24 protein-coding genes are annotated in these 26,018 nt (G+C 71.7%); 10 read left to right on the top strand and 14 right to left on the bottom strand.

Translation table 11 applies throughout. From position 1 onward, the window contains the following. Window positions 1-62: 62 nt before the first annotated feature. Window positions 63-677 (top strand): VOC family protein, encoded by a 615-nt coding sequence (locus tag HPS36_RS06630; RefSeq protein ID WP_137717871.1) that lies wholly within the window; start codon window positions 63-65, stop codon window positions 675-677. 1 nt (window position 678) lies between these two features. After that, window positions 679-1,371: an alpha/beta hydrolase gene (locus HPS36_RS06625; protein ID WP_173229292.1), complete on the top strand. Its 693-nt coding sequence runs from the start codon at window positions 679-681 to the stop codon at window positions 1,369-1,371. 114 nt (window positions 1,372-1,485) lie between these two features. Here the strand turns inward: HPS36_RS06625 and HPS36_RS06620 are convergent, their stop codons facing one another. Genes HPS36_RS06620 through HPS36_RS06605 form a run of 4 tightly spaced genes read right to left on the bottom strand, consistent with a single transcriptional unit; the run spans window position 1,486 to window position 9,389 of the window. Then, complete coding sequence (locus tag HPS36_RS06620; RefSeq protein WP_173229289.1) at window positions 1,486-3,531, bottom strand: SpoVR family protein; 2,046 nt, start codon at window positions 3,529-3,531, stop codon at window positions 1,486-1,488. Then, entirely contained in the window at window positions 3,528-4,916 is a 1,389-nt protein-coding gene (locus HPS36_RS06615) for a DUF444 family protein (RefSeq protein WP_173229287.1), read from the bottom strand. Before HPS36_RS06615 ends, HPS36_RS06620 begins: the two co-directional genes overlap by 4 nt. Next, entirely contained in the window at window positions 4,907-7,312 is a 2,406-nt protein-coding gene (locus HPS36_RS06610; RefSeq protein ID WP_173229285.1) for a kinase anchor protein, read from the bottom strand. The genes HPS36_RS06615 and HPS36_RS06610 overlap by 10 nt, the downstream gene beginning before the upstream one ends. Window position 7,313: 1 nt before the next feature. Then, window positions 7,314-9,389, bottom strand: a complete 2,076-nt coding sequence (locus tag HPS36_RS06605) for a PrkA family serine protein kinase (RefSeq protein WP_173229283.1) — start codon at window positions 9,387-9,389, stop codon at window positions 7,314-7,316. Window positions 9,390-9,847: 458 nt separating this feature from the next. On the opposite strand from HPS36_RS06605, the gene HPS36_RS06600 reads away from it, so the two are divergent. Beyond that, complete coding sequence (locus tag HPS36_RS06600; protein ID WP_173229281.1) at window positions 9,848-10,591, top strand: DUF1028 domain-containing protein; 744 nt, start codon at window positions 9,848-9,850, stop codon at window positions 10,589-10,591. A 10-nt stretch (window positions 10,592-10,601) separates the two neighbouring features. Here HPS36_RS06600 and HPS36_RS06595 read toward each other — a convergent pair whose 3' ends face one another. Continuing rightward, the gene (locus tag HPS36_RS06595; protein WP_173229279.1) at window positions 10,602-11,438 is read right to left on the bottom strand and encodes an endonuclease/exonuclease/phosphatase family protein; all 837 of its coding nucleotides are present in this window, start codon (window positions 11,436-11,438) and stop codon (window positions 10,602-10,604) included. 108 nt (window positions 11,439-11,546) lie between these two features. On the opposite strand from HPS36_RS06595, the gene HPS36_RS06590 reads away from it, so the two are divergent. Then, the gene (locus tag HPS36_RS06590; RefSeq protein WP_137717864.1) at window positions 11,547-11,765 is read left to right on the top strand and encodes a YgaP-like transmembrane domain; all 219 of its coding nucleotides are present in this window, start codon (window positions 11,547-11,549) and stop codon (window positions 11,763-11,765) included. A gap of 28 nt (window positions 11,766-11,793) precedes the next feature. Here HPS36_RS06590 and HPS36_RS06585 read toward each other — a convergent pair whose 3' ends face one another. Next, window positions 11,794-12,276 carry an RNA-binding protein gene (locus tag HPS36_RS06585; protein ID WP_173229277.1) on the bottom strand — a complete coding sequence of 161 codons (483 nt, stop codon included), beginning with the start codon at window positions 12,274-12,276 and terminating at the stop codon, window positions 11,794-11,796. A gap of 146 nt (window positions 12,277-12,422) precedes the next feature. Between HPS36_RS06585 and HPS36_RS06580 the strand changes: the two genes are divergently transcribed. From HPS36_RS06580 to HPS36_RS06570, 3 genes are all read left to right on the top strand, one after another. Next, the gene (locus HPS36_RS06580; RefSeq protein ID WP_121563420.1) at window positions 12,423-13,037 is read left to right on the top strand and encodes a 2Fe-2S iron-sulfur cluster-binding protein; all 615 of its coding nucleotides are present in this window, start codon (window positions 12,423-12,425) and stop codon (window positions 13,035-13,037) included. An 84-nt stretch (window positions 13,038-13,121) separates the two neighbouring features. Next, window positions 13,122-13,460 carry a hypothetical protein gene (locus HPS36_RS06575; RefSeq protein ID WP_173229275.1) on the top strand — a complete coding sequence of 113 codons (339 nt, stop codon included), beginning with the start codon at window positions 13,122-13,124 and terminating at the stop codon, window positions 13,458-13,460. 136 nt (window positions 13,461-13,596) lie between these two features. Then, entirely contained in the window at window positions 13,597-13,932 is a 336-nt protein-coding gene (locus HPS36_RS06570) for a NifU family protein (RefSeq protein ID WP_053770229.1), read from the top strand. 36 nt (window positions 13,933-13,968) lie between these two features. On the opposite strand, the gene HPS36_RS06565 is transcribed toward HPS36_RS06570, so the two are convergent. From HPS36_RS06565 to HPS36_RS06555, 3 genes are all read right to left on the bottom strand, one after another. After that, window positions 13,969-17,829 carry a glycoside hydrolase family 97 catalytic domain-containing protein gene (locus tag HPS36_RS06565; protein WP_222595383.1) on the bottom strand — a complete coding sequence of 1,287 codons (3,861 nt, stop codon included), beginning with the start codon at window positions 17,827-17,829 and terminating at the stop codon, window positions 13,969-13,971. Between the two features lie 182 nt (window positions 17,830-18,011). Then, window positions 18,012-19,514 carry a DUF402 domain-containing protein gene (locus tag HPS36_RS06560; protein WP_173229271.1) on the bottom strand — a complete coding sequence of 501 codons (1,503 nt, stop codon included), beginning with the start codon at window positions 19,512-19,514 and terminating at the stop codon, window positions 18,012-18,014. Between the two features lie 2 nt (window positions 19,515-19,516). Further along, entirely contained in the window at window positions 19,517-19,909 is a 393-nt protein-coding gene (locus HPS36_RS06555) for a DUF7532 family protein (RefSeq protein ID WP_173229269.1), read from the bottom strand. A 164-nt stretch (window positions 19,910-20,073) separates the two neighbouring features. Here HPS36_RS06555 and HPS36_RS06550 point away from each other — a divergent pair, with 164 nt between their 5' ends. Then, window positions 20,074-21,084, top strand: a complete 1,011-nt coding sequence (locus tag HPS36_RS06550) for a PrsW family intramembrane metalloprotease (protein ID WP_173229267.1) — start codon at window positions 20,074-20,076, stop codon at window positions 21,082-21,084. Between the two features lie 27 nt (window positions 21,085-21,111). Here HPS36_RS06550 and HPS36_RS06545 read toward each other — a convergent pair whose 3' ends face one another. The 4 genes from HPS36_RS06545 to HPS36_RS06530 all read right to left on the bottom strand — a co-directional run bounded on the left by HPS36_RS06545 (window position 21,112) and on the right by HPS36_RS06530 (window position 24,360). Further along, window positions 21,112-22,089 (bottom strand): ROK family protein, encoded by a 978-nt coding sequence (locus HPS36_RS06545; RefSeq protein WP_173229266.1) that lies wholly within the window; start codon window positions 22,087-22,089, stop codon window positions 21,112-21,114. 87 nt (window positions 22,090-22,176) lie between these two features. Further along, window positions 22,177-22,635, bottom strand: a complete 459-nt coding sequence (locus HPS36_RS06540; RefSeq protein WP_121563427.1) for a universal stress protein — start codon at window positions 22,633-22,635, stop codon at window positions 22,177-22,179. A 183-nt stretch (window positions 22,636-22,818) separates the two neighbouring features. After that, window positions 22,819-23,202 (bottom strand): DUF5611 family protein, encoded by a 384-nt coding sequence (locus HPS36_RS06535; RefSeq protein WP_053770223.1) that lies wholly within the window; start codon window positions 23,200-23,202, stop codon window positions 22,819-22,821. Window positions 23,203-23,292: 90 nt separating this feature from the next. Further along, entirely contained in the window at window positions 23,293-24,360 is a 1,068-nt protein-coding gene (locus HPS36_RS06530; protein ID WP_173229264.1) for a DUF7093 family protein, read from the bottom strand. Window positions 24,361-24,520: 160 nt separating this feature from the next. Here HPS36_RS06530 and HPS36_RS06525 point away from each other — a divergent pair, with 160 nt between their 5' ends. Beyond that, window positions 24,521-24,835: a 2Fe-2S iron-sulfur cluster-binding protein gene (locus HPS36_RS06525; RefSeq protein WP_053770221.1), complete on the top strand. Its 315-nt coding sequence runs from the start codon at window positions 24,521-24,523 to the stop codon at window positions 24,833-24,835. 186 nt (window positions 24,836-25,021) lie between these two features. Here HPS36_RS06525 and HPS36_RS06520 read toward each other — a convergent pair whose 3' ends face one another. Beyond that, a complete protein-coding gene (locus HPS36_RS06520) occupies window positions 25,022-25,216 on the bottom strand; it encodes a cold-shock protein (RefSeq protein ID WP_004599158.1) in 195 nt (64 codons plus the stop codon). A 185-nt stretch (window positions 25,217-25,401) separates the two neighbouring features. Between HPS36_RS06520 and HPS36_RS06515 the strand changes: the two genes are divergently transcribed. After that, window positions 25,402-25,992, top strand: a complete 591-nt coding sequence (locus tag HPS36_RS06515) for a hypothetical protein (RefSeq protein ID WP_173229262.1) — start codon at window positions 25,402-25,404, stop codon at window positions 25,990-25,992. Window positions 25,993-26,018: the final 26 nt, after the last annotated feature.

Raw genomic sequence — 26,018 nt, 5'->3', positions numbered from 1 at the left:
TGTCAGCCGGTCACCGTCCCGTCCCTTTCCTTTTTATACGGCTCGGCCGCCTTCGGATCGGTATGAGCGACGAGAACCCGGCGGCGGTCACGTCGGAGCTCCCGGACGCACCGTTCCACACCAGCGGTACCGACCACATCACGGTCTGGGGCAGCAACGAGGAGGACACCCTCGCCTTCTACCGCGACCTGCTCGGGATGCCGCTCGTGTTGCGGCAGCCGAACCTCGACGACCCCTCGCAGACGCACCTCTTCTTCGACACCGGCGACGGGCGGATCCTCACGGTGTTCGTGAGCGACGAGCGCGCGTCCGCGCGCGGCCAGCGCGTCAGCACGGGCGCCGTCCACCACCTGTGTTTCAGCGTCGAACCCGACGAGTACGAGGATATCATGGCGGCGCTCGAGGAGGCCGGCAAGGGGTACAACGTGTTCGACCGCGGCATCTTCCACTCGATTTACACGCAGGACAACAACGGGCTCGTCATCGAGCTGTCGGCCGACAAGTACGAGATCCCGGCCGACCGGAAGGGCGAGGTGCTGGCGACCGCGCAGCGCCTCCGCGAGGAGGACGGCGCCGACTTCGCGCAGGACCGTCACATGGAGGGGGCCTTAGAGGAGCTCGGCCTCCCGGTGAACAAGCACGACCTGCCCGACGCCGACGCCGGCGTGGGGGTCTGAGATGGCCGGCCGCGCCCCGGGTCCGCACGCCGGCGACGACCCGCACGGCGACGAGCCGCTGGTCACGGCCGGCGCGTCGCTCGACGACGCGGCCGCGGCGCTCGTGCTCGTCCACGGCCGCGGCGCGACCGCCCGCAGTGTCGTCGACTTGGGCGAGCAGCTGGCGGGGGACCGAGAGGCGGCGATTCTCGCGCCCGCGGCCGCCGGCAACACCTGGTACCCGAACTCCTTCCTCGCGCCGGTCGCCGACAACGAGCCCGGCCGGAGTTCCGGGCTCCGGGCGGTCGGCGCCGCGGTCGACCGCGCGGTCGACGCCGGGATCGCCCGCGACCGCGTCCTCGTCGGCGGCTTCTCGCAGGGCGCCTGCCTCGCGAGCGAGTTCGTGGCCCGCAACCCGACCCGCTACGGCGGGCTCGCCGTCTTCAGCGGCGGGCTGATCGGCGAGACGGTCGCGGTCGACGACTACCTCGCGGCGGGCGACGAATCGGGCGACAACCCCCTCGCCGGCACCCCGGCGTTCGTCGGGTGTAGCGACGTCGACCCGCACATCCCCGAGGAGCGGGTCCACGAGACGACCGACGTACTGGAGGCGCTCGGCGCCGACGTCGACGAGCGGATCTATGAGGGGATGGGCCACGGGATCAACGACGACGAGGTCGCGGCGGTGTCGGAGCTGGTCGCGTCGCTGGCGTAGCTCCTCCACCTCCGTCACGAAACGTCGCCACCGACGGCCGCAGCGCCGGCAGCGCCGCCGAGAACGGCGCGCCGCCGAGTCCCGATCCGCGGGGGTGCGCGGCGGCTCCCCCGCTCACGCCAGCCAGTCGTCGGGCTTCGTGTCGTAGTCCGCCTCGTCGGCGGCGATCCGCGCCTCGATCGCGTCGTCGAGGTCGTGTTCGGTCACCTCGCCGCCGTCGTACTGGAAGCGGACGCCGACCTCGGTGCCCTCGGGCTCCTCGCCGCGCCGCTTTGCGCGTCGGACCTCGCCGTCGTCGTACTCGACGCGGATCGTCGCGAGGTTCACCGGGCGCCCCCACAGCTCGAAGACGCGCTTCAGGGTCGCCCTCGCGCGCTCCTCGTCGAGCGCGACGCCGTTGTACCGGTGGCCCAAGAGCAGTTCGCCCCGGTTCCGGAAGTTCCCGTCCAGCACGACGATCGTCGGCTTCCCGAAGTTCGTGAACCGGAGGAGAAGCTTCTTGCGCACGTCGTCGGCGTCGACGCTGGCGACGCGGTGCTCCCCGGCGGCCCGGCTGTACTCGTAGGTGAAGTAGTTCCCCTCGCGGACGAACTCGTCGGTGAGGAACGCGTCGATGAACGTCACGTCGTTGTGGCTCTCGCGCACCTCGAACATGCGCTCCCAGCCCGCCCCGCGGTCGACGTCGTCGATCGCGGCGGCCACCGTCTCGTACCGGTCGACGTCGAACAGGTACCGGGCCTGCTCTTCGAGCGCCTCCCGGGAGACGTTGCGGAGCGCGCCCCGGTGTTCCGGCCGCGAGAGGACGTAGTGGCGCTCCGCGAGCCCCTCGCGCGTGAGCAGCTTCCACGGGTACCGCTCGACGTCGATCCCCTCGGGCCCGTCTCCGGCGGACAGCGCCCGGTCGACCGCCTCGGCGTCGACCCGCGGGTCGCCGTCGGCGGCCATCTCGGCGAGCTCGTCCAGCGTCGCCGGGCCGGCGCCCGCGATCGCCGGGTGGGGTTCGAGCAGGTCGGCGACCTCGTCGAGGTCGATCCGGGAGTGGAAGTTCTCCGGGGTCACGCCCTCGACCCGGAGCAGCTTGTCGAGCACCTCGCGGCGCGCGGCCCGCAGCTCGACGTGCGTCCACAGCTCGAACCCGAGCTTGTAGGGGTTGAGGCCGGGCGAGCCGAGCACGCGGGCCATGTGGTCGGCGTACGTCAGGAACTCGTCGGGGCCGGCGAACCCCTCGCCGCCCATCATCACCGACTCCCAGTACGTCGCCCACCCCTCGTTCATCACCTTCGTCTGCTTCTGGCCGGCGAAGTAATACGCCTCCTCGCGGATCGCGTCGATGACGGTCGTCTCCCACGGCTCGCGGTCGACCGCCTTCCCGCTCTCGGGGTCGTACCGCTTTCCGTGGTCGCGCAGGAACGCGAGCACGTCCGGCCGCGGCTCCTCGGGCTCGATCCCCTCGCCCCTCGCTTCGAGCCACTCGTCGTCGAACACGTCGCGGCGCACCTCCTCGGAGAGGTCGAGGTCGTCGATCCGGGCTTCGATCGCCGCGAGCGGGTCTTCGTCGCCGTCGCTCACGTCCGCGGCGACGCCCGGGTCCTCCACGGAGCGGGCGGCGTCGACCGGGCTGTGCTGGTCGATCGTGTCTTCGAGCGCGCTCACGGCGTCGATCAGCCGCTCCACCTCGTCGCGGTCAACGTCCGTCCGCTTCGCGATCGCCGCGATCCGGTCGGCGTTGCGCTCCAACCGCGCCGCCGCGTTCGGCCCGTCCTCGCCGCGGTCGGCGTAGAGGCCGAACCACTCGTTGTTCGCGAAGAAGTCGGCGTGCGCCTCCACGTGGGTGATCACGGCCTTCTGGTCGGCCGCCGAGTTCGACTCCTGGAGGAACGCGTGCGCCGGGTCGTCGTTGTTGACGATCTCGAACGCCTTCCCCAGCCCGTGGCGGTCCTTCTTCCGCTGGCGCTCGTAGTTCATTCCCCACCGCCAGTGCGGGTAGCGCCGCTGGAACCCGCCGTAGGCGATCAGCTCGTTCATCTGGTCGTGGTCGACGATCCAGTACCGGACCGGGTACGGCTTCAAGCCGAGCCGCTCCGCCAGCTCGCGGGCCTCTCGCGCGGGCTCGTCGAGGGCCTCGGCCTCGCGTTTCGCCTCGACGCGGTCGTCCCTCATCGCCGATCACCTCCGTCGGTCCGCCCGCGGGCGGCGGTCCCGCCGCGGACCGCCCCGTCGTCGCCCGACGACTCGGTGCTGAGGATCTCGTAGATGGCGTCCGTCACGTCGTCCGGCTCCGAGACGCGCGCGACGGCCACGTCGTCGGCGTCGGCGAACGCGGCCTCGACCTCGTCGGCGTGGCGGGCGTTCGCGGCGCCGTCGCCGGGCTGGGTCTCGACGTACGCCTGGAGGTTGGCGTCGATCGACTCCATCGCCGGGATCACGTTGTCCGTCGTGTCGCTGCCGGCGTTCTCCGAGTCGCCAGCGGCGAACACGTACCGGTTCCACTCGCTGTACGGGTACTCTTCGAGGAGCTCCTCGACGAGGTCGTACGCGCTGGAGATGCGGGTGCCGCCCCCGGACTGGATCCCGAAGAACTCCTCGCGGTCGACCTCCCACGCCTCCGCGTCGTGGACGACGTACCGGAACTCCGCGGCGTCGTACTTCCCGGTCAGGTACCAGTCCATCGGGGTGAACACCCGCTCGACGAGCTCGCGTTTCGTCTCGCGCATCGAGCCGGACGCGTCGCGGACGTTGATCACGACGACGTTGCGCTCGCGCTTCTCGATCACCTCCGGGTGGCGGAAGCGCTCGTCCTCCCGGCGGAACGGGACGCTGTCGAGCCCCTCGCGCCGGATCCGCTGGCTGACCGGCTCGCGGTCGATCGCGTCGTCGAGCGCGTCGAAGCTCTCCCAGCGGTCGAGCGCCGCGACCGGCTCGCCACGCTCCTCGGCGAGCGTCGCGGCCGCGTCGGCGATCCACGCCCGGGAGACGGGGATCCCCTCGCCGCGCGCCCAGGCGAACACGTCGTCCACGTCGGCGCCGTCGACGAACAGCCCCTCGCGGACGTAGTCGCCGTCGAAGTCGGTCGCGAGGTGCCGCTTCAGCCCGCGCTTGAAGAACTCGTCGACGTCGAGGGTGCCGCGCGGCCCCGAGCGCGCGGTGTCGGTGAAGTCCCCCTCCACCTCCTCGACCACCCGCTTCCCCTTCGGTTCGAGGTCGAGCCCGAGCGCCTCGTCGAGCTCGCGGGCGAACTCCTCGGGGTCCATCTCGTAGTACTCGTGGTCGCCGCCCTCCTCGCCCGGGTCGCCCTCCTCGTCGCCGTCGCCCGGCTCGGGGTCGACCGGCTGGCCCGGCTGCGGCTGACCGTCGCCGCCCTGGCCGACCCCGCCGGCGGAGCGCTGGTCGTACTCGAACGACGGGAGGTCGACCACCTTGATCGGGATCCGGATCCGGTCGGCGTCGGAGCCGCCGAGGTCGCCGTGGCCGATGAACTCCGCGAGGTCCTCCCGGCGCGTCTCGCCGACCTCGCGGAACCGCTCGCGGTCCTCGGTCAGTCCCACGGGTCGCCACCTCCGTTGGAGCCGGCGCCGCCGTCCGGCGCCTCGCCGTCGGCGTCCCCGCCGTCGACGTCGGGCCACTCGTCGCGCACGTCCGCCATCACGGCGCGGCTCGTCAGCTCCGCGGACGCGCGGCTGTAGCCGCGCTCGCACAGGCGGTCGATCGTCTCGGCCTTCACCCGCTCGGTCTCGGTGTCGGCGGGCGGGTCGGGCCACGCCGCGGGGTCGAGGTCCGGGAACCGCCGCTTCACGTCCGCGAGGTCGTTCGCGTCGATCACCGCCTTCAGCTCGGGCACCTCCCCGAGGTCGACCTCGTCGACGCTGAACTCCTCGCCGCGGTTGCGCCACGCGTACCGCGTGAGTCCGCGGATCACCCGCTCGCGCCGGAAGCGCTCGATGTCGCGGCCGGGCTCGGTCCCGCGATAATCGTCCTCGTCGAACCGCCCGAGCGTCTCCGTCTCGAACACCTTCATCGCGAGGGGGTCCGGCGCCGCGTCCTCGCGGTCGCGCGCCGTCGGGTCCGCCTCGTCCCACGCGTACACGTGCTCGACGTACTCCGCGACGGTCTCGGTCGGGACGGTCTCCTCGGCGAGCATCGCGTCGATCACGTCCTCGCGCTGCCGCTCGCGGATCCGCGCCGCGACCGGCCCGCGGCGACCCTCGAACTCCGCGGCCTCGGCCCGCGAGAAGACGGGGGCGTCGTCGAGCCCGTCCGCCATCGCGTCGAGCACGTCCGTCGGGGTGACGACGCGCTCGACCGGCAGGTCGGGGTGGCTCCGGTCGGCGGTCGTCGCGAGCAGGTCGGCGACGGCGTCGCGGGCGTAGGTGACCGGGATCCCGTTCCGGCCGTCGCCCGCGGCGAGGTCGACGTCGTCGACGGTCACCGCGTCGTCGCCGCGCCGGACCTCGCCGGTCTCGTACAGCGTCGCGGTCTCGATCAGGTCGAGGTCGCCGGGGAGGTCGTCGCCGTCGAGGCGCGTGACGACCGCGTACAGCGCCGCGGCCCCGATCGCGTGCGGCGCGATCTCGCGCTCGACCGCGCTCCCGTCTGCCTCCCGGACCTCGATCGACAGCGGCGCCGCCCCGGGGTCTCTGTCCCCCTCGTCGGGGGCGCCCCCGCGACCGACGCCGGACGGCTCGGCGGCGGCGCCGGTCGCCTCCTCGACCGCGGTCGCGCCGGCGATCTCGCGGCGGAGCAGCCGCGCCTCCAGCCGGCGGTTCGTGAGGTACCGGAACTCGTGTTTCGAGAGCCGGCGCTTCAGGGCCTTCAGCGGGTCGGCGTCGCCGCGTTCGGCGTGGCGGTCCAGCTCCGCGTCGAGGTCGGGGTTCGAGATGACGATGAGCTGGGTGTCCAAGTCCATCCCGATCCCCTTGTCGAGCTTCACGCGCCGCTCGTCGGGGACGTTGAGCAGCCGCCGGAGCAGGTCGGCGTGCTGGCTCGCGTCCTCGACGACGGTGGCGACGCCGTTCCCCTGCGAGAGGACGCCGTCGTAGCTGAACGCCTGCGGGTTCTTCCGCCCGCGGGAGTCGAGCTCGCGGAGCATGCCGCCCATCCACGAGCCGACGAGCCGCTCTTTCGCCGTCCCGTCGTCCTCGGCGTGGAGGACGCCGATCCCGCGGCCCACGTCGACGACGTAACTGGTCACGCGGAGGTGGTCGCGGTCGGTGATCGCCGAGAAGAGGTCGCGGCGCCCGCGCTCGCGGTAGGCCGACTCCAGGTGGTCGTACGCCTCGCGGCTGAACGGGTCGAGCTCCACGTCGGCCGCGACGGGGTAGGCGTCGTCGTCGACCGCGTCGGCGATCGACTCCCGGACCGTCTCGGGAAACACCGACAGCGGGTGTGACTGGACCGGGCTGCGGTACCACTCCCCGGGGTCGCCGCCGTCGCCGTACGAGAGCGACGCGGCGCCGCCGCCGCCGACCCCGCCGGCGCCCGAGACGTTCCACTCGACGGTGTACCGCCGGCCGGCGTCCGTCTTCGAGAACGCGCGGAGCCCGTTGACCAGGCACCGCTTGAACTCCGACTTCCCCGTCGCGGTGGGGCCGTCGATCCAGACTATCGTCTCGTCGTTGCCCCGCCCGGTCGCGGCCGCGCGCAGGTCGTCGACGAACCCGTTGAGCGCGCGGGTGTTGCCGAGGACGGCGTGCTCGCCGTCGTTCGCCGGGTCGTCGAAGAACCGGTACCGGTCGAGCGTCTCGCCGCGCTCGCGGACCTCGCGGGTCCCGTACGACTCGACGGCCGCGAGGACGTACCCCGCGCCGGACGCGGCCGCGGTCGGGTGCTCCAACACGCGGTCGACGTAGGACGCGAGGTCCATCGGCGGGTCGTACGCTCCCCGGAGGGCCTCGTCGGCCGCGCTCCGGAACCGCTCGCCGCCGGATCTGGTGCGGTCGCTCATCTCAGTCTCCGTCGTCCGCCATCTCCGAGCGCGCGACCGCCGCGCCCGCGTACTCCAGCACCTCCGCGGCGCCGTCCTCGGAGTAGCCCCGGTCGACCAAGGCGTCGACCCACGCGCTCCGGTCCTCGTCGTCGAGGTCGGTCGCGGACACCAGCGCCGAGAAGTTGATGTTGTGCTTCTTGTCCTCCCACAGCTTCCGTTCGAGGGCCCGGCGGAGCCGGTCGTTCTCCTGCGGGTCGAACCCGCGGCCCTCGCGGGCGCGCCGGGACACCCAGTTCGACACCTCCTGCCGGAAGTCGTCCTTCCGGTCGGACGGCACGTCGAGCTGCTCTTCGACGGCGCGCAGGAACGTCTCGTCCGGCTCCGTCTCCCGGCCCGTCAGCTCGTCGTCGACGGTGTCGTCGTCGATGTACGCCATCACGTGGTCCATGTACTTCTCGCCCTGCCGGCGGAGCTCGTCGACGTCGTACGCCAGCGCGTGGCGCACGTCCTCGATGGCGCGCTCCCGGTACTCCTCGCGGACCAGGTCGAGCAGGCGCTCGTAGCGGTCGAGGTCCTCGGCCGCGATCGACCCGTGGCCGCCGAGGTTCGCCTCGAAGTGGTCGAAGACGGACAGCGGGGAGAGGTGGCTGCGGTCGCGGTGGGTGGCGTCCATGATCGCCTCGGCGATCTCGTCGCCGACGAACCGCGCGGAGATGCCGTCCATCCCCTCGCCGATGTCGGCGGACTCGGCGGCGTCCTCGCGGAGCTTCCGCCGGTCGATCTCCTCGTCCTCCAGCTCGCCGTTGTACGCCTTCGCCTTCTCGACGAGCGTCACCGTCTCGTCGGTCGGCTCCTCAAGGCGAGTGAGCACGCCGAAGAGCCCGGCCATCTCCAAGGCGTGCGGCTCGACGTGGACGTTGGGCACGTCGGCGTTGGCGAGCATCTTCTCGTAGATCTTCGCCTCGCTCTCGTACTCTAACACGTACGGGTAGTCGATCCGCTTGGTCCGGTCGTTGAACGCCTCCATCTTCTCGTCGCCGGTCTTCTCGCGGTACTCCGGCATGTTCGTCCGACCGACGATCACCTGGTCGATGTCGATCCGCGGGTTGTTCTTCGGCTTGATCGTCGACTCCTGAGAGGCGTGGAGGAAGTCGTAGAGGAACTCCCGCTGGAGCTTCAACAGCTCCTCGCCGGAGAACAGCCCGCGGTTCGCGTTACAGAACGCGCCGGCGTAGTCGAACGCGCGCGGGTCGGACTCGCCGTAGACGGCGAGCTTCGCGTAGTTGACGTCGCCGGTGAGCTCGGTCTCGTCCTGGTTCTTCTTGTCTTTCGGCTCGAACGTCTCGATGGACTGCCGGCGATTCTCGTCGGCGACGAGCCGGACGACCTCGACGTGCTCGTCGAGGACGCGCTGGAGGTCGTCGTCGTAGTGCGCGAGCAGCTCGTTCAGGTAGAACTCCGAGGCCGGGTCGGGGTGCTGGTCGTTCCGCAGCGTGTATGGCGCGTCGAGCCGCTCGTTGAGGTCGTCGATCACCGCCTGGCGCTGCGGCTTCGGGAGGAGGACGAGCGGGTCCTGGCTCATCGGCGAGCGGACCACGTCGTCGTCCGGGTCCTGGTCGTCGATCACCGAACAGAGGTCGACCCAGCGGAAGGTGTACATCCGCCCGGCGTCCTCGCGGGTGTACGCCTCGAAGTAGCGGCGCACCAGCCAGTCGAAGTGCGACTTGCCGGAGCCGACCGGGCCCAAGAGGAGCTTGATCCGCTTCTCGGGGCCGAGCCCGCGGGCCCCCGACTTCACCTTGTTGACGAACTCGTGGATCGCCTCGTGGACCTCCCGACCGTAGAAGACGTTCTCGCCGTCGTGGAGCGGGTCCTCGGCGGCGAGCGCGTACTCGACGACGCCGTGTTCCTCGTCGTAGCGCGTCCCGTAGTGGTCGAACATGTCCGCGACGCGCTGATGTGCGTTCCGTGCGATCTCGGGGTCGTCGTACAGCGCGTCGAGGTACCAGTCGAACGAGCGCGCCGCTCTGAGGTCGTCGGGGACCTCCGTCCGGTACTCCTCGCTGAGCCGTTCGAGCGTGTGTCGGTCTGCCATCGTATCACGTTCGCTCGGACCGCGAGGCGGTGTCGCCGGCGTGCGACGCGACGGCCGGAGCAGTGGCTCTCCGTGCGCGTGTCGGCAACTCGTCGAGCCGCGAGCGGCGCGTCGTCGGAGTGCGCGTCGGTGCCGGTGGACGCCTCGCCCGTATCCGAGGCTATATATGTGGGAGGGATTGGCACGGATAAGTATGTCGCCAGTTGACACCCGCCACGATCCGTCCGGCGCCCTCGCCCTCGTCGGATCCGGCCGGTTCGCCGACGGTCCGTCAGTCGGTCTTATCAGCGGCTCGTGAGATCGACGGCGGGGGCGCGTCGCGACCCCCCGCGAAGCCCTCGCGCGCGGTCCGGACGCGGCGCGTCGCGGCTGCGGTCGCCGCTCGCGAGCGCCGGCCGAGAACCGGAACCATCGGCCCCGGAGGGCACCCTTTTGCGAGTCGCCGCCGCAGAACCGGTGTGACGTTCAGCATCTGCGTTCGCGAGCGGTACACCGACGAGGGCGGCGACGACCAGATCCGCTTCGGCGTGGCGGTGACCACCCGCCTGCCGGGCGTCGGCACGCTGTGCCCCTTCGCGTCGTCCGACGGCGCGGTGGCGACCCAGTCGCTCGTCAACGTCGAACTGGGGCGGAAGGGGGTCGAGTACCTCGGCGACGGGCTCGCGGTCGACGACGCCCTGCAGGCGCTCCTGAACGCCGACGACGGGAGCGCCCAGCGCCAGCTCCACGGCGTCGACGCCGACGGGACGTTCGCGTTCTCCGGCGACGAGTGTAACGACTGGTACGGCCACTGCGAGGGCGAGAACTACACCGTCGCGGGCAACCTCCTGACGGGCGAGGACGTGATCGCGGACACCGCGGCCGCCTACGAGTCGGACGCGCACGGCGACGCGCCGCTCGCCGAGCGGCTGATCGACGCCCTCGCGGCGGGCCACGCCGCCGGCGGCGACAAGCGCGAGGACCTCGAGGTCCAGTCCGCGGCGCTGCTCGTACGGAACACCGAGGAGGAGGCGGACGACCCCTACTACAACGACCTCCGGGTCGACGCGAGCGAGACGCCGGTCGCGGACCTCCGCGAGACGTACGAGACCGCCAAGCGCGGCTACGAGACCATCCTGGAGAAGTACGCCGAGGAGGAGGACGGGGCGGACGACGAGAGCGACGACGACGGGGGCGCGGCCGACGGCGCCGCCGACGAGTAGCGGGCCCTCGCTACACCGACAGCCGCGCGAGGATCGGCAGGTGGTCGGAGGGGTACCGGCCGCGGTCGTCCCGGTCCGCGAGCGTCGCGAACGCCTCGACCGACACCTCCGGAGAGACGAGCGCGTGGTCGATCCGACGGCCGTCGATGAGGCGCGCGAAGTCGGTGAGGCTCGTAGTCGGGCCATGCCGGAGGTCCGCCTCGGCCGCGGCGTCCCGGAGCGAGGGGGCGTCGCCCGACGGAGCGCCGTCTTCAACGCCGGACTCATCACCGAGGAGGATCCCGTGCGGGTCGGAGCCCGGCGTGCAGTTGAGGTCGCCGACGAGGACGAGCGGCGCCTTCGCGTCGGCGCCGTCCTCGTCCGCCGTCGCTATCGTCGGCAGCCGCTCGCGGAGCAGGCGCGCGGACTCGCGCCGCGCGCGGGCGCTCACGTGGTCGAAGTGCGTGTTGACGACGCGGAGCGCCGCGTCCCCGTCGACGGCGCGCACCCGGGCCCACGTCGCGATCCGCGGGTGGGAGGCGTCCCACCCGGTCGACGGCTCGTCGGGCGTCTCGGAGAGCCAGAACGTCCCGTCGTCGACGACCTCCCAGCGGTCGCTCCGCACAGCGACGGGGCACCCCTCGCCCTCGCCGTCCGCCTCGCGCCCCCGCCCGACGAACTCGTACCCCGGGAGCCGCTCGCGCAGGTCGCGCCGCTGCTCGGGCAGCGGCTCCTGGAAGGCGGCGACGTCGGGCCGGTGAAACCGAACGAGCCGCCCCACCGCGTCCCGGCGGTCGTGCCAGGCGTCGTGGTGGTCGCCCCGGTTGGCGTAGCGGACGTTGTAGCTTAACACCCGAATCGCGGTCATTACGTCGGGCCTCGCGGGCGAGGCGATTAAAAGGCGGGGAGTGCCCCGCCCGGCGGGCGGCCCGATCGGCGCGGGGGATTTATCGCGGCCGAGGCCCGGGAAACGCGTATGAAGCGCAACGTCGGTCGGATCGACGCCCTCGTCCGCGTCGTCGCGGGGGTCGCCGTCGCGGTCCTCGCTGTCGCCGTCGCCGTCGGGGCGATCAGCGTCCCGGTCTTCTCCGCGGTCGGCCTCGGGGTGATCGGCGTCGTCTTGGTCGTCGAGGGCGCCACCCGCCGGTGTCTGCTGTACCGGGCGCTCGGGATCGACCGCTGTCCGGTCGACTGACGCTCCGACCGACCGCGGGGCGGTCAGGTCAGACCGAGAACTCGTAGAGGTCGTCGCCGACGTGGTGGATCGACCGGACCACCTTCCCGCTGTCGCCGACCATGTCGTCGCCGTCGGCCAGCGCGCGCCCCACGGCCAGCACCTTCCCGTGGGTCTCCTCGGCGATCACGACCAGGTCTCCCTCCCGGATCGTCTGGTCGGCCTCGACGATGCCCGGGCGCATCACGTCGGCGCCGTCGGAGACGAACGAGATCGCGCCGGCGTCGACCGTGACGACGCCGGTCTCCGGGTCGAAGTCGTTCGCGCCCCGAACGGTGAGGAACGGCTCGTCGTCGTCGACGTAGAAGACGGCGGGGTCGCCGTCCATCAAGACGAGTTCGTAGCCGGCGTCGACGAACTCCACGAACTCGAAGGTGTCCCCCTCGATGTCGACCCCGAGGTGGTCGGCGACCGCCTCGCGGATCGCCGTGATCTCGTCGCTCCGGAGGTGGTGCCGGGATTTCACTTCCATGCGCGTCCCGTCGACCGCTCGGCCGATAAATGGACCGCTCCCGGTCGTGGCGGTCGGCGATCGCTCCGCGCTGTCGCCCCTGACGCCGGTCTCGACTCGTTGGACCGATCAAAACGGCCTTAAACCACCTCTCCATATCCCTTCGTATGCTCAACCCACTGGCGATCGTGCTCGTGGCGATCGTGAATCCCCCAGCGATCGTGCTCGCGGCGGTCGCGACGCTGCTCGTGGTCCTCGTCACCTCGGTGAAGGGGACGGGGTGGGAACCCACGACCGACATCTCGGAAGAAGTCCTCGAACACCGCGCGTCCGCGGTCCCCGAGACGGAGTTCCCGGAGCCGGGTAACCGCGCCGTCGGCGGCGGTGGCGGCGGCGGCGCCATCCCGGCCGGCGGCGCCGAGGGCGAGGAGGGCGAGCTCGAAGAGGGCGGCACCGTCAGCTCCGGCCCCGGCGACATCCCCGAAGACGAGGTGGAGTACTTCGAGGTCGAGTTCGTCAAGCAGGGGGAGACGGTCGAGCTCTCCAACGACGAGCCCATCCTCGAACAGGGCGAAGACGAGGGCTGGGACCTCCCGTACGCCTGCCGACAGGGCCAGTGCGTCTCCTGTGCCGGCCGGATCGCCGACGGGCCGAGCGAGGACTTCGTCGAGCACGACAACCAGCAGATGCTCGAAGAGGCCGAGATCGACGACGGCTACACGCTCACCTGCGTCGCCTACCCCCGCGACTCCTTCAGCATCGAGACCGGCGAGGCGCCGTAGCGCCGCGTACTCTCCCTCTCTTCCGTCTTCTCTCACCACGTCCGCTCGCGACACCCTTTTTCGCGTCTCGCTCCAACCGATCGCATGACCGTCACCACGGCGCTCGTCGGCGGCGGCGGGGCCGTCGCCGTCGCGCTGATCGCCGCGGCCGTCTACCGCGACGCCGCCCGCGTCGGCGTCGACCTCGGCTCGCCGGCGGCCTGGGCCGCGCTCGTCGTCCTCACCGGCGGCGCGAGCATCGTCACGTTCGTCCTCGTCCCCGACGCCCCGCTCCCCGGCGTCCTCGTGTTGACCGCGCTCGGCCCGCTCCTCTACCTGCTCGAACGCGACGACTCGATGAACGGCGACGCCGCCGCCGACCCCACGCAACTCCCCAGCCAGTCCGGGGAGTCGGCGGACCCGGGCGACGACCCGGAGCGATAGCGGGCGACGCGGACGCGCCCCGTCACGGTCCCTCTCGGCATCGTTCCGTCTCATCGACGATGACACAGTTCCTTTCGCCGCGTCCGGCCGCTCGTAAACCGCAACTTTCCATACCGTCGGCGATGTACGAGGGGTAATGAGCGACGAGAGCGACGAGAGCCTCGCGGACCGGGTAGAGCAGTGGATGGTCGGACAGATGCCGATCATCCAGATGCACGGCGGCACGAGCGTCGTGCGCGAGGCGGACCCCGAGACCGGCGAGGTCGTCGTCGAACTCGGCGGCACCTGCTCCGGGTGCGGCATCTCGAACATCACCGCCGACAACATCCGTCGCGACCTCATCATGGACTTCGAGGAGGTCGACGACGTCACCGTCCGGACCGCCTCCTCCGGCGACAACGGCGCCTCGACCGTCGAGGGCGGCCGCGGCGGCGAACTCAAACACGAGACCGAGTCCGCGAACCACTTCTGAACGCGACGGGCGCTCCCGTCGCGTCTCTCTTCTCCCCTACAGCGGCGTGAACGGCAGCGAGGCGAGCGTATTGGCGTCGTAGGCGAGCGCGTCGGACTGCGACGTTCCCTCCGGCGTGATCATGTCGATCACGCGCGGCGTGTTCCCGACGGCGTCCTGCTTGGCGCCGCCGAAGACGAACGTGCTCGCCTCGACCGCGATTCCGCGCAGGCTCCCTCGGTCCTCCGACCCGACGATCGGGACCACCTCCCAGTCCGCAATATTGGCGTCGCCGACCGCCGACTTCGGGATCGAGACTACGGCCGTGTTCGACTCGAAGCTAGCGAACACCTCCGGCGTGGCGACGTTCTCCCCGCTCGCGTCCGCGAAGCCCGTACCGAACCCGCTGGCGTCGAGCCGGTACTGCCACGGCTGTGCGAACTCAGCGGTGAGCCCGAGGTCGTCGAGCGCGGTCGTCCGCCCGCCGCTCGCGTCGGGATCGCGGAGGTAGACGAGGAAGTAGTGTGGCGAGAACGTCCCGCCGAACGTGTCGTACAGGTTCTCCACCTCGAAGGCGAACCGGTACTCTTCGTCCGTCTCCAGAACCCGGAACGAGCGCAGGTCGAACGCGCCGTCTTGGAAGTCGCCGCCCGTGGGGTAGGTGTACCCTCCCGGCCCGTCGTCGTCGCCCTGCGGGTCGGTGAACTCGGCGACGAGGTCGCCGGGAGCGATCGTAACGCTCTCTGAGGCCAGTTCGTCGCCGCTGTCGGCTTCGCGGACGACAACATCGAAAGTCCCGATCCGTGCGGTGCTGAAGCCGACATCCACCGTCTCGTCCGTCGTGTTCGGCGGGAGTCTGACGTTACCGACCGCCGCGACCTCGCCATCGAGGACGATCTCTACCGTGGTCCCCCCAACGAAATCGGTGTCGTTGGAACCGGTCGCCGTGATGAACGACTCGTTGAGGTCGGCCTCGTCGGCGATGTCGACCGTCAACTCCTGCTCCGGCCGCTCGTACTCCGGGAGCCGCTTGACCTCGCGGCCCCGCGCCGGGCGCAGTTTCACCGCCGTCCCGCCGCTCGGCGCGAGCGACGCGAGCAGGGTCGCGTCGGGCGTGACGATCGCTTCGTCGATGCGGACCCCGGTCGGGTCGCGGTCGACGCCCGTGCCGACCGCGTCCGAGTAGATCTCCGCGACGTACTTCGGCCCGTTCCGGCCCGTCCCGCGGCCGTTTCCGTTGCCCTTGCCGTTTCCGTTACCGCGGCCCTTGCCCTTCCCCTTGCCGCGCCCCGGCGCGTCGCCGGCGTTGCCGGGGGCGTCGCCGGAGTTCCCCGGCGCGAGGAAGTCGAGCGGCACGTCGACCGCGCGGCCGTCGGCGTCGGTCATGGCGCCGACGTACCACTCGTCGCCGTGCCGGCGGGCGATCGCGAGGTAGTCGCCGATCGCGGAGCCGACGACGCGCGTCTCGTCCCAGCCGGCGGCCGGGACCGACTCGATGAAGCCGAACTCGGGCTCGGCGTCGAAGTTCTCGTTCTCGGGGACGTACCCCTCGTACTCGGCCGGGACCGGCGACGGCTCGCCGGACTCGGTGACGGCGACGGCGTTGAGGTTGAACCCGCCCACGTCGCCGCTGAAGCCGTCGTCGCCGCTCTCGTAGTCGAGCTCGATCGCGACCTCGTTGTCGCCCGCGTCGAGGTCCACCTCGGTCGTGAACACCTGCCAGTCGTCCCAGTAGTCGGTGAAGTCGGGCTCGATGGTCTCGCGCGCGTCGTTGACGCGGAGCGTCGCGCGCGGCGTGCCGGCGTCGATCACGCGGCCCGCGTTCTCCTCGGCGTCGCTCGCGTACCGCAGGTGGAGGTCGTACGTCCCGGCGCTCGGCACGTCCTCGACCGCGAACGAGACCGACGACCCGCTGGGCGCGCGGTTGGGGTCGACGGCGACGAAGTTGGTGCCGAACGCGTCCCGCCACGAGTCGTCGGTGACGAGCCCGTCGAGGTCGCCGGCCGCGGCCTGGAGCGCCTCGCCGACCCCGAACGTCTCGTCGACGTAGCCCTCGATCCGGTCGGCGGCCATCTGGAGGCCGCTGAGGTACGTCGGGTACATCGCGAGCTGCTTCGCCCGCGTCGTCTGGATCTGGTCGCCGCGGTCGTCGCCGAACGTGATGTCGAAGATGCCCGGCTGGTAGCTCACCGGGCCGGCGAGGTTCCGCGTGAACGGCAGCGTGACGTGGTGGTCGCGGCCCACGTTCGAGCCGAGCTGACCGAACCCGTCGTACTCCTGGGCCTTGACGACCTCGCGGTTCGCCACGTTCGGGTAGGTGCGGATCTCGCCGGTCGGCTTGATCCCCTCGTGGATCTCCAGCAGCTGGCGGTTCGCGGCCGCCTCGCGGATCACGAGCCGGTGGTGGTTCACCGCGAGCTGGTTGTGCTGGTTGTGGGTCGGGTCGGCGCCGTCGCCGTCGATTCCGAGCCCGCGGTCGGAGACGTACCCGTTCTTGATCGAGTTGATCCCCTCGGCCTCGTAGCCCGCGAACACGTCCTCGTCGAGGACGGCCGACTCGTACTGCGGAACGTTGCCCGCCGTCTCGTTGTGAATCGTCATCTCCACTGGGTCGGGGAGGTCCGCGCCGTAGCCGGTCACCTCCGGCACGTCGAAGTCGGGGTAGGAGCCGCCGACGCCGAACTCGAAGCCGGTGCCGTCGCCGGGGTAGGTGTCCCAGCCCTGGTTCCACCCCTCGACGAGGACGCTGTCGATGCCGTTCTCGCTGGCGAAGCGCATGTAGCGCTTCATGCGCTCCGTCCGCGCGCCGTGGATGTACGCGGCGGGGTTGTTGCCGTTTCCGGCGATCTCGTCGTCGGTCTTGTACTCCCAGTTCGCCTGCCCCGCGATCATCGTCCACCAGATGCCGACGTACTTGCGGGGCTCGATCCAGTCGGTGTCGGGCGCGCCGCCGGCGGTCGGCAGCGCCTCCTCGTCGAGCGGGTCGGAGAGCAGCGGCACCAGCTGCGACTCGATCAGCTCGCCCGGCCGGTCGACGAGCTGGATCGTCCGCCACGGCGTCGCCGCCGGCAGGTCGAGCGAGGCCCGCGACCCGTCGGGCAGCGGGGTGAGCTCGGTCGTGAACGCCGTCCCGCCGTCGTCGCTCCGCGGCGCGAGCGTCGCGGCCGCGTAGTCGTCGAGGTTCGCCTCGTGGACGCTGAGGTAGGCGTCGCCCGCGTCCACCGTGAGCGGGGTGTGCGCGCCCTCTCGCATCGGCGTGCCGTTCGGTCGCCGGTTCTCGACCCCGCCCGGGATCTCAGACAGCGGCGTCTCGGCGTACTCCTGCTCGAACCGGGGGTTCGTCACCGCGTTCGCGATCCACCAGGCGTCGTAGTCGTCCGCGAAGTCGACCCCGGTGTTCTCCGCGTCGATCACCGCCTTCTCGGAGTTGCTCGCGAACTCCTCGCGCAGCACCGTCCGGAACCCGATCCCGTCGTCGAACACGCGGACCTGGAGGGTGGCGGTGCGGCCGTCCTCGGCGGGGGAGCCGTCGGCGGCCGCGTCCGCGAGCCCGACGCTGAGGGCGTTGTACTCGGCCGAAACCTCGTCGTAGGCGCCCCACACCGGCTCCCACTCCTCGGTCGAGACCGCGCGGAGCGTCCCGGTGACCGCGACCGGGCCGTCCGACCCCTCGGCGCTCGCGCCGAACGCCGACTGGTTCCGGAAGTCGAACCCGAGCCGCGACGGGCCGACGTAGGTCGTCCCGTTCCGCGCGACCTCGTAGGTCGGGACGCCGTCCGAGACGTCGACCGTCACCGCGATCGACCCGTCCGGCGACTCGATCGTCTGAACCGGGTCGTCGGCGTCGTTGGCCACCGGCGCGGCGTCGCCGGCCGACACGTCCCGCGAGTAGGCGGCCGCCGCCACCAGCGCCCCCACGCTCCCGAGGAAGCCGCGGCGCGTCGTCCCGCTCAACGTTTGCTGTGATCGTTTCTCACGCATTCCGTCAGCACCGTGTATACGATGAATAATAATGCTATTGTAACGAATCGAAGTGATTGGATTTCGAAACGACCGAGTAGACGCCCCCGTCGATCGCCGTGCCGTCCGCAGGTCGGTCGCTACAGCGCGTTCTCCAGCGCCGACGCGACGCGCCGCGCCTTCTCGGCCAGCGGCTCCGGCGTGCGCCCGGCGGCGACCGACTCGTCGAGCTCGTCGTCGTCGACGCGCTCGACCGTCCCGTCCGGCCGCTTCACCACGTCCACGTGGAGGTCCACGTAGCGGGCCGCGTCGGGGAACACCTCGACGGGCGTACAGACGTTGACGTACGTCCCGCGGACGCTCCCGTCGCGGCCGCGGTACGTCGTCGGGTACCACCAGCGCCCCTCCTTCAGGCTCGTCTCGGCGACGTCGCCGGCCACGCGGTCGACCCCGAGCCCGTCGTAGGTGCCGCCGCCGCTCATCTCCCGCTCGACGGTGACGGTCCCGTCGGGATCGACCCCCGTGACGGTCGCCTCGCCGAGGGTGATCAGCCGCCCGTCGGGCTTGCCGTGGTCGATCCGGAGCGCGTCGCCCTCCCGTGGCCCGAACGCGTCGCTCACGACCGCGAACGGGAACTCGGCGTCGGGGTCGGGGTCACAGAGCGCCTCCGCGAGGTCGACCCCGGCCGAGGCGTCCGCCGAGCCCGCCTTCACGCGGTGGTGGCCCGGCATCGTCGCGGTCGCGCCCCGGCGCGCGTCGTCCAGCCCGAACCGGCTCTCGCGGCCGAACCAGACCCAGACGCCGGCGTTCGGCGCGGCGACCGACGCGTCGCGGAGCCGCCCTCGGTCGTCGAGCACGCCGAGCCCCGACTCGTCCGCGTCCGCCGGCGCGACCACGTCGCGCAGTTCCTCGGCGGCGTCGACCGCCGCGTCGAGGCCCGCGCTCAGCGCCTCGGTGTCGGCGTCGACCGCGGGGGGTCGCCACACCGCGCGCCACCCGTCCGGCGGGTCGAGGTCGAGCAGGTCGAGCATCCCCGACAGCTCGCGGGCTGCCTCGTCGTCCCGGACGTCGACCCGCGTCCCGGAGCCCGGTTCGAGCGCGACGAGGTCGCCGCCGACCCGAAGCTCCCCGGCGAGCTCCGGGCGGCGGTCGGTCCACGGCGCCGCGGACTCGCGCACCTGGACGCGGACCGCGTCCCCCGTCTCCACCCGGGCGTCGACCGCGCCGTACGGGAGGTACCCCTCGGCGGCGGTGGCGGGCGGGTCGGCCGCCCCGCCGCTGCCGCCGCTCTCTCCCCCCTCGCCGCCGACCCGGAGGTCGACGACGGCGCCGCCGCCGAGCGTCTCCGTCACCTCGCCGTCGAGGACCGCGCCGGGCGGCGTCGGGTCCGCCCACGCGAGCGCGTCGCGGCCGGCGTCGACCAAGAGGTCGCGGACCGCGTCGAGCGCGTCCGGGTCGCCGTGCGCGCCGACGCCCTGCCGGTCGCCGCTCGTCTCGACCCGAACGTCCGGCGAGTCGGTCCCGAACGCGGCGTCGAACCGCCGGCGGATCGGCGGCGAGGCGTCGACCACCTCGTGGCCGGCGTCGAGCAGGCGCGCGGTGAGCGCCGTCGCGTAGATGCCGCGGACGCGGGCCCGCGCCATCGTCACAGCTCCTCGCGCTCGCGCGCGAACCGCACCCGGTCGTTCACCGTGTCGCCGAGCGAGAGCTCGACGACGACCGACTCGCCGCCGTCGTCCTCCCGGAGGACCCGCCCGTCCTCGACCGGAACGCCCCAGCCGTCGAGCGAGAGGTAGCCGCGGAGGTCGCTCCCGTGAGTGAACAGGTCGACCTCGGCGGTCGTGTGCTCCTGGATCGCGTCCGCGCTGTGGGCCATCTCCATGTCCGAGTAGTAGGGGCCCTCCGCGCCGAAGAACGACCGGAGGCGGTCGGCGTCCCGCGCGACGAGTTCGGCGACGCGGTCCGAGGCGTCCGCGACGGCGTCCGCGTCCAGCCCGGCCTCGCGGAGGGCGCGCTGGACCCGAGGATCGAAGTGCATACTCCGCCTTCGGGCGCCGTCGTTTCAATCCTGTCGGCCGCGTCCGCTCCGTCGACCGCTCCGAGGGACCGCCGCCGCGCGGTCCGGGCCGGCGCCGCGTTCGGCTCTCCGCGAGTCTTCCGCCGACACCGACGATTAAGTCACCGCGGGGGTAATCCGCTCGCATGCCATCCGAGGAGGACCCGATCGCGTCCCGGGCCGACGACGACCGCGACCTCTACGACGTCGCGACGTGGGAGGAGCGGACCTCCCTCGACGGGCTGTCGGTCGCCCTGTACTGGCTGCTGACGCGGTCGGCGAAGGCCGGGGTCGTCTTCGTCGCCTTCGTCGGACTGCTGGCGATCCTCGGCTCGTTCGGGCTGGGGCTCATCTTCGATCCGGCCATCGCCATCCTCCTCGGGCTCTCCGCCGTCCCGGCCCTCGGCCTGGCCGCGTACGTGTACCGGTCCGACGTGACGACCGCCGAGCCGCTGTCGCTGCTCGTCGCGACGTTCCTGCTTTCCATCCTCACCGCCACCTTCGCGGCGATACTGAACAGCGTGCTCCAGCCGTACTTCCGGCCGTTCGGCTTCCCCGGGCTCGTCGTGTTCTTCTTCGTCGTCGTCGGCCCGATAGAGGAGACGGTGAAGCTGCTCGCGGTGCGGCTGTACGCCTACACTGACGAGCGCTTCGACGCCGTCATCGACGGGGCCGTCTACGGCGCCCTCGCGGGCCTCGGCTTCGTCGTCATCGAGAACTTCGTCTACATCGCCCAGAACGTCGACATGGCGGAGCTGTCGGTGGGCATCGCGACGCTCGGCGCGGGCGACGGCATCGCCGCGCTCCGGGCGCTCGCGGGCCCGGGTCACGTCGTCTACTCGGCGTTCGCGGGCTACTACCTCGGGCTCGCGAAGTTCAACCCCGAGAACCGCGGCCCGATCATCGTCAAGGGGCTCGTCCTCGCGGCGGCGATCCACGCGCTGTACAACACGCTCGTCGGCCCAGTCACCGGCGTCGCCTCCGGGCTGCTCGGCCTCCCGCAGGTCGTCGCGCTGTTCGGCTTCGTCCTCGTGTTCCAGAGCACCTTCGGGTACGTCCTCCTCCGGAAGATCTGGCGGTACCGCGACGCGTACCTCGACACGCGCGACGCGGTGGGCGAGGACGTGGCGCCGGAGCTCGACGAGTTCGAGCAGTAGCCCCCCGGTCCGAACTGCTCGCCGCCGTCAGGGCGGCGTCTCGACGCGAGAGCGGTCGCCGGTGCCGTCCGTCAGGGCGCTCGCGAGCGCCCCCTTCACCACGACGTCGTCGCCGAGGTCGGTGAGCCGGACCTCCGGGACGTTGATGAACACCATCTCCGGGAGCTTCTCGCGGATGGGGTCGAGGACGCGGTCGGGGTTGTTGAGCGCGACCGCGCCGCCGACGCTCACGACGAGCGGGGCGTACGCGTGGATGACGTTGGCGATCCCCATGGCGTTCCAGTGGGCGACCTGGTCGATCACGTGGTCGGCGAAGGTGTCCTCGCCCGCGGCCTCGAACACGTCGACCGCGGAGAAGTCCGGGTCCTCGATCGGGAGGCTCGTCTCGATCGGGTCCTCCTCGTACAGCTCCCGGGCGTAGTTCGGGATGTTGTTCCCCGAGCAGTACCCCTCCCAGTGGCCGTCGAGCCCGCAGCCGCAGGTCATGAACCCGTGCGGGTCGACGGTCATGTGGCCGACCTCGCCGGCGTTGCCGTCCCACCCGGAGAGCACGTTGCCGTCGACGGCCACCCCGGCGCCGATCCCCGAGGAGATGGTGAGATACACCATGTCGTCGGGGTTGCGCTCGGAGTGGAACCGCTCGCCGATGACGCCCGCGATGGTGTCGTTGTGGAGGTACACCTCGTCGGTGTCGAGCAGCCGGCCCACGGGGCCGACGAGGGGGATGCGCTCGACGGTGTCCGGGAGGTTCGCGGGCCCCTGGACGACCCCCTCGGCCAGGTCGAGCGGGCCGATCGAGCCGATCCCCGCCGCGACCGCCTCGCTCGGCGCGATCCCCGCGTCGGTACAGGCTCCGCGGACCACCTCCAGGACGGCCTCCGTGACGGCGATGCCGTTCGGTCCCCGCGGGGTGCCTCGCGACGCGGCGCCGAGGACGGCCGCGGTCTCGTCGCCGACGACCGCTCGGACGTTCGTCGCCCCGAGATCGACGCCCACGTAGTACATCGGGTGTAACCGCGACCCCGTCTCACTTAACAGGGACGCTTCGGGCGGTCGACCGGGGGTACCGACGACCGCCCCCGCGACGCCGCGTTACGAGGCGGTCTCGCGGACGAACGTCACCGGACACGGGGCCGAGAGCATGACCTCCTGGGCCGCGCTGCCGAAGACGGCCTTCCCGGTCGGCGAGCGTCGGCGCCCGCCGACGACGACGCGGTCGGCCTCGACCCCCTCTGCGGTCTCGACGACCTCGGTCGCGAGGTCGCCGACCGCGCCGCGGATCGAGTGTCGCACGCCGGCCGCCGAGAGGAGGTTCGAGAGCTCCCGGGTGGTCCTGTGTCGCCCCGCGACCGCGTCGGGCGTCGCGTTCTCCGCGTCCGCGTCGAAGCCGAGCCTCGCGCGCGTCTCGTCGAACTCCTCCTCGTCGAACACGTGGGTCAACACGACCTCGGCGTCCGCCGGCCCCGCGAGCGCGATGAGCTCGTTCGCGAGCCGCTCGGTCCGTTTCTCGTCTGCGCTCCCGACCGCCAGCACGACCGTCTCGATGCTCATACAGGCCTTTCGTCCCCGACCGAGTTAAGATTGGCGGAGTTTTAACTCAAATCTGAATAAACATTTAATCGATCGATCCTGACACTCTCCCCGGCGCGCGCCGCCGGTCTCCGACGGTCGACCGAACGCGAAGCCGTCGGCTCTCGGAGCGGGGCGTCGACGAGAAACGGCGGCGGGGTCCGGTCAGTAGTCGGGGGCGTCGTCCTCGACTTCGCGCTTCAGCGAGTCGCGGCGGGACTTCGCGTCGCGGCCGGTCGCCTCCAGGAGGAACTCGTTTTTCGCGTCGACGGCGTCGGCGGCGGCGTCGGCGTTGCCCTCGGCGATGACGTCCTCGGCGGGCCGCTCCTCGAAGTGGACCGCCAGCTTGTCCTTCTTGCTCCCGTACTCGGCGGCGCCCGCGACGATCCGGTCGAAGACGGGGTTGTCGGGGTCCGAGACGACGTACAGCTCGTGGCCCTCCCACTCCTCGGTGCCCGTGACCTCGCCGAAGTACTCCTCGATCGAGCCCTTCAGGTCCGGCATGCGGTCGTCCAGATGCTCGCCGCGTCGCATCTTGTACTCCTTCATGCCGCGACCGTTCGACAGGCCGGCGTAAACCAGTTTCGTCACGGCCGCTCGGCCGGTTCGACCGGCAACGCGGCGCCTTTTAACGCTCGGCTACCGCGGCCGCTCGTCGACGTACCCGCGCTTGCACTCCGGGCAGATGTCGCCCGCGCGCATCGAACTCCCGTCGGCGGCCCGGACCATCCCGCACTCGGGGCAGTAGTACTCCGTCGGCTCGTCGTCCCCCATCGTCTCTAGGTCCGGGCTCTCGCCGCGCGTGATGCCCGTCTCTCCCGCGTCGCCGGCGTCGAACGAGACGGCCTCGCCGTCGTCCGGGGCCTCGACGTACTCCGTCTGCTCCCCGTCTTCGGGCTGGTCCGCGGCCTCCGGGGTGAGCCCGCCGCCGAACTCCACCCCGGCGTCGCCGCCCTCGCCGACCTCCGCGCTGAACCCCTCGTCCTCGCCGCCGTGGTCGGGCCAGGCGGTCGACTCGCCCGCCTCGGCGTCCGCCTCGTCGACGGACGGCCACGCGCCCCGCTCCCTGTCGTCGGCGTCCGCCGCCTCCTCGTCGAGGATCACGCCGTCGTCGCTCTCGGCGTCCGCCTCGTCGGTCGGCCGGCCGTCCGGTTCGGCGTCGGCCGCGGGCGAGGACGCGGCCGCCGACTCCCCGCCGGCGTCCAACAGCTCCGCGTCCTCGTCCGCCGGATCCGACTCCGCCGCCGCGTCCGATGCGCCCGCGGCGCTCGGATCGGCCGGGCCGTCCTCGCCCCGCGGCGGCGCCTCGGCCCCCTCGTCGCCCGCCGCGCCGTCGTCGATGATCACCGCGTCGTCGCTCCCGGCGCCGGGCTCCTCGTCGAGCGTCAGCCCCTCGGCGCCGGCCGCGGCGTCGTCCCCGTCGACGGTCCCCGGCGCCGCCCCGTCGTCGGCGTCCGGCGCGGGGCCGCTCGCCGCCGTCGCGGTCGCGCCCGCGTCGCTCCCGGCGTCCGCGTTCGCGGCGGCCTCGTCCGCCAGTTGCTCCATCGTCGTCACCTCGGTGTTTTCGCTGACGATCTGCGTCTCGCCGCAGCGAGCGCAGGTCTTCACCTCCTTGACGGTCGTGACGACCTCGTCGCCCTCCTCCTCGCGCTCGCGCCGGAGTTCGGGTTCGCCGAAGTCGTGTCCGAGCAGACACCTGAGTCCCATTGTGCCACCCTGCGGTGCCGAGGGTAAAAAACGCCCCGTCGGCGTCCGACGCTCGGCACACGACCGGTATCGCGGGACTACGCGGCCCCGGTCCCTGAGTCCGGCGTCGCGGCCCGCGGACACAGACTCTTTGTGGATCGCTCGCGTACCCTCCGTCGACATGCCTACTGTATCCTACAAGGGCGAGGAAATCGAATGCGAGGAGGGCGCCAACCTCCGCGACGTACTCAAAGAGGCCGGTCTCTCCGTCTACAACGGCAAGATGGAACAGCTCAACTGCCGCGGCGCCGGGTCGTGCGGCTCCTGCGCGGTCCAGGTCGAGGGGGAGGTCAGCGAGCCGAGCAAGAAGGAGCGCGCCCGCCTCTGGCTCCCGCCGCACCACCCGAACCACGATGTCCGCCTCGCCTGTCAGACGAAAGTCGAGGGCGACGTGACCGTGACGAAGGGCCGCGGGCTCTTCGGACAGCACATCTGAGCGCGGACGCGCCGCTCTCACGGACCGTTTTCGCGGTTTCGACGGCGAGCGCGACGAGCGGCGCGCTGGTGGAGGCTAAAATACGGCCGCGGCGGACGTGAGCCCGCGACGCGGACGAAAACGTTTGGTACCGTGTGTCAGAGTCGCGTTCGGCGTCAGCCGGACCGACCCACCCTTCGGATCGGCTTACTGCCGAACGACGTTGGTCGCGCGGGGGCCCTTCTCGGAGGACTCGATGTCGAACTCGAGCTCCTGGCCCTCTTCGAGGTCCGGGCCGCCGACGTCTTCCATGTGGAAGAACACGTCGTCGTCCGCGTCGTCAGTCTCAATAAATCCGTAGCCGCCAGTGTCGTTGAAGAAATCAACCTTTCCGGTCGCCATTGCGAATATAGAGAGGCCCCGCCACGGGATAAGAATTTCGAGTGTACAGTTACCACGACGCTCGCTGAACGTTCGTTTTCGAAAAGCCCCACTTTCCGGGGCGTATCTTGACCGCACGACGGATTCTCGCTCCGACGCCGGTCGATCCGTCGAGTTCTCCGACGGCCCCTCCGACGCGGACGTTTATGCGTCCGGCCGCGAAAGCGCCGCGTGTGTCTCACGCGCACCGAGCGGACGGCCCCGGCCTGCTCCTCCGCGAGAACGGCCCCGCCCTGCTGGTCCCGGCGGCGTGGGGGGTCGCCGCGGGGGCGGTCGTCGGCCTCGTCTCCGCGCACGCGCTGTTCGTCGCGCACGTCATCATGAGCGTCCTGCTCGTCGCCTTCGTCGCCGCCTCGTGGCGCGACATGGCGGCGGGGGTCCTCCGCGCGTGGAAGCTCGTGATCCTCGCCGGCACGCCGGTCACGGTCGCGGGCGTCGCCGGGTTCCTCGCCCGCGACGGCGCCGCGCCGACGCTCGCGGCCGCGGTGCCGGCCGACGCGCTCCTCGCCGTCGCCTTCTACGGCTGGATGCTGCTGCCGGCGCCCGCGTTCGGCTACACGGCCCTGCGCGACCCGGACGGCCGGCGGTCGGCGGTCCACGGCGTCGCCGCCGCCTGTTCGGTCGCGGGCGCCGCCGTCGCCGCCCTCGCGGGCACTCCGGCGGGCGTCGTCGCGGGCATCGCGCTCGTCGGCCTCGGGCAGACCGCGGGGATCCTCGCGGCGACGGCGCTGTACTGACTCCCCGCCCTCTCGGCCTGCCTTCG

The organism is Halorubrum salinarum, from assembly GCF_013267195.1.
Classification (GTDB): domain Archaea; phylum Halobacteriota; class Halobacteria; order Halobacteriales; family Haloferacaceae; genus Halorubrum; species Halorubrum salinarum.
The sequence above is the reverse complement of the archived record's forward strand: the minus strand, read 5'-3'. Positions and strand labels throughout refer to the sequence as shown.

What these genes read in the sequence shown, in the direction of transcription:
- HPS36_RS06630 (WP_137717871.1), top strand. Translation starts at nt 63, where the DNA reads ATGAGCGACGAGAACCCGGCGGCGGTCACGTCGGAGCTCCCGGACGCA.
- HPS36_RS06625 (WP_173229292.1), top strand. Translation starts at nt 679, where the DNA reads ATGGCCGGCCGCGCCCCGGGTCCGCACGCCGGCGACGACCCGCACGGC.
- HPS36_RS06620 (WP_173229289.1), bottom strand. Translation starts at nt 3,531, where the DNA reads ATGAGGGACGACCGCGTCGAGGCGAAACGCGAGGCCGAGGCCCTCGAC.
- HPS36_RS06610 (WP_173229285.1), bottom strand. Translation starts at nt 7,312, where the DNA reads ATGAGCGACCGCACCAGATCCGGCGGCGAGCGGTTCCGGAGCGCGGCC.
- HPS36_RS06605 (WP_173229283.1), bottom strand. Translation starts at nt 9,389, where the DNA reads ATGGCAGACCGACACACGCTCGAACGGCTCAGCGAGGAGTACCGGACG.
- HPS36_RS06595 (WP_173229279.1), bottom strand. Translation starts at nt 11,438, where the DNA reads ATGACCGCGATTCGGGTGTTAAGCTACAACGTCCGCTACGCCAACCGG.
- HPS36_RS06590 (WP_137717864.1), top strand. Translation starts at nt 11,547, where the DNA reads ATGAAGCGCAACGTCGGTCGGATCGACGCCCTCGTCCGCGTCGTCGCG.
- HPS36_RS06585 (WP_173229277.1), bottom strand. Translation starts at nt 12,276, where the DNA reads ATGGAAGTGAAATCCCGGCACCACCTCCGGAGCGACGAGATCACGGCG.
- HPS36_RS06580 (WP_121563420.1), top strand. Translation starts at nt 12,423, where the DNA reads ATGCTCAACCCACTGGCGATCGTGCTCGTGGCGATCGTGAATCCCCCA.
- HPS36_RS06575 (WP_173229275.1), top strand. Translation starts at nt 13,122, where the DNA reads ATGACCGTCACCACGGCGCTCGTCGGCGGCGGCGGGGCCGTCGCCGTC.
- HPS36_RS06570 (WP_053770229.1), top strand. Translation starts at nt 13,597, where the DNA reads ATGAGCGACGAGAGCGACGAGAGCCTCGCGGACCGGGTAGAGCAGTGG.
- HPS36_RS06560 (WP_173229271.1), bottom strand. Translation starts at nt 19,514, where the DNA reads ATGGCGCGGGCCCGCGTCCGCGGCATCTACGCGACGGCGCTCACCGCG.
- HPS36_RS06555 (WP_173229269.1), bottom strand. Translation starts at nt 19,909, where the DNA reads ATGCACTTCGATCCTCGGGTCCAGCGCGCCCTCCGCGAGGCCGGGCTG.
- HPS36_RS06550 (WP_173229267.1), top strand. Translation starts at nt 20,074, where the DNA reads ATGCCATCCGAGGAGGACCCGATCGCGTCCCGGGCCGACGACGACCGC.
- HPS36_RS06545 (WP_173229266.1), bottom strand. Translation starts at nt 22,089, where the DNA reads ATGTACTACGTGGGCGTCGATCTCGGGGCGACGAACGTCCGAGCGGTC.
- HPS36_RS06540 (WP_121563427.1), bottom strand. Translation starts at nt 22,635, where the DNA reads ATGAGCATCGAGACGGTCGTGCTGGCGGTCGGGAGCGCAGACGAGAAA.
- HPS36_RS06535 (WP_053770223.1), bottom strand. Translation starts at nt 23,202, where the DNA reads ATGAAGGAGTACAAGATGCGACGCGGCGAGCATCTGGACGACCGCATG.
- HPS36_RS06530 (WP_173229264.1), bottom strand. Translation starts at nt 24,360, where the DNA reads ATGGGACTCAGGTGTCTGCTCGGACACGACTTCGGCGAACCCGAACTC.
- HPS36_RS06525 (WP_053770221.1), top strand. Translation starts at nt 24,521, where the DNA reads ATGCCTACTGTATCCTACAAGGGCGAGGAAATCGAATGCGAGGAGGGC.
- HPS36_RS06520 (WP_004599158.1), bottom strand. Translation starts at nt 25,216, where the DNA reads ATGGCGACCGGAAAGGTTGATTTCTTCAACGACACTGGCGGCTACGGA.
- HPS36_RS06515 (WP_173229262.1), top strand. Translation starts at nt 25,402, where the DNA reads ATGCGTCCGGCCGCGAAAGCGCCGCGTGTGTCTCACGCGCACCGAGCG.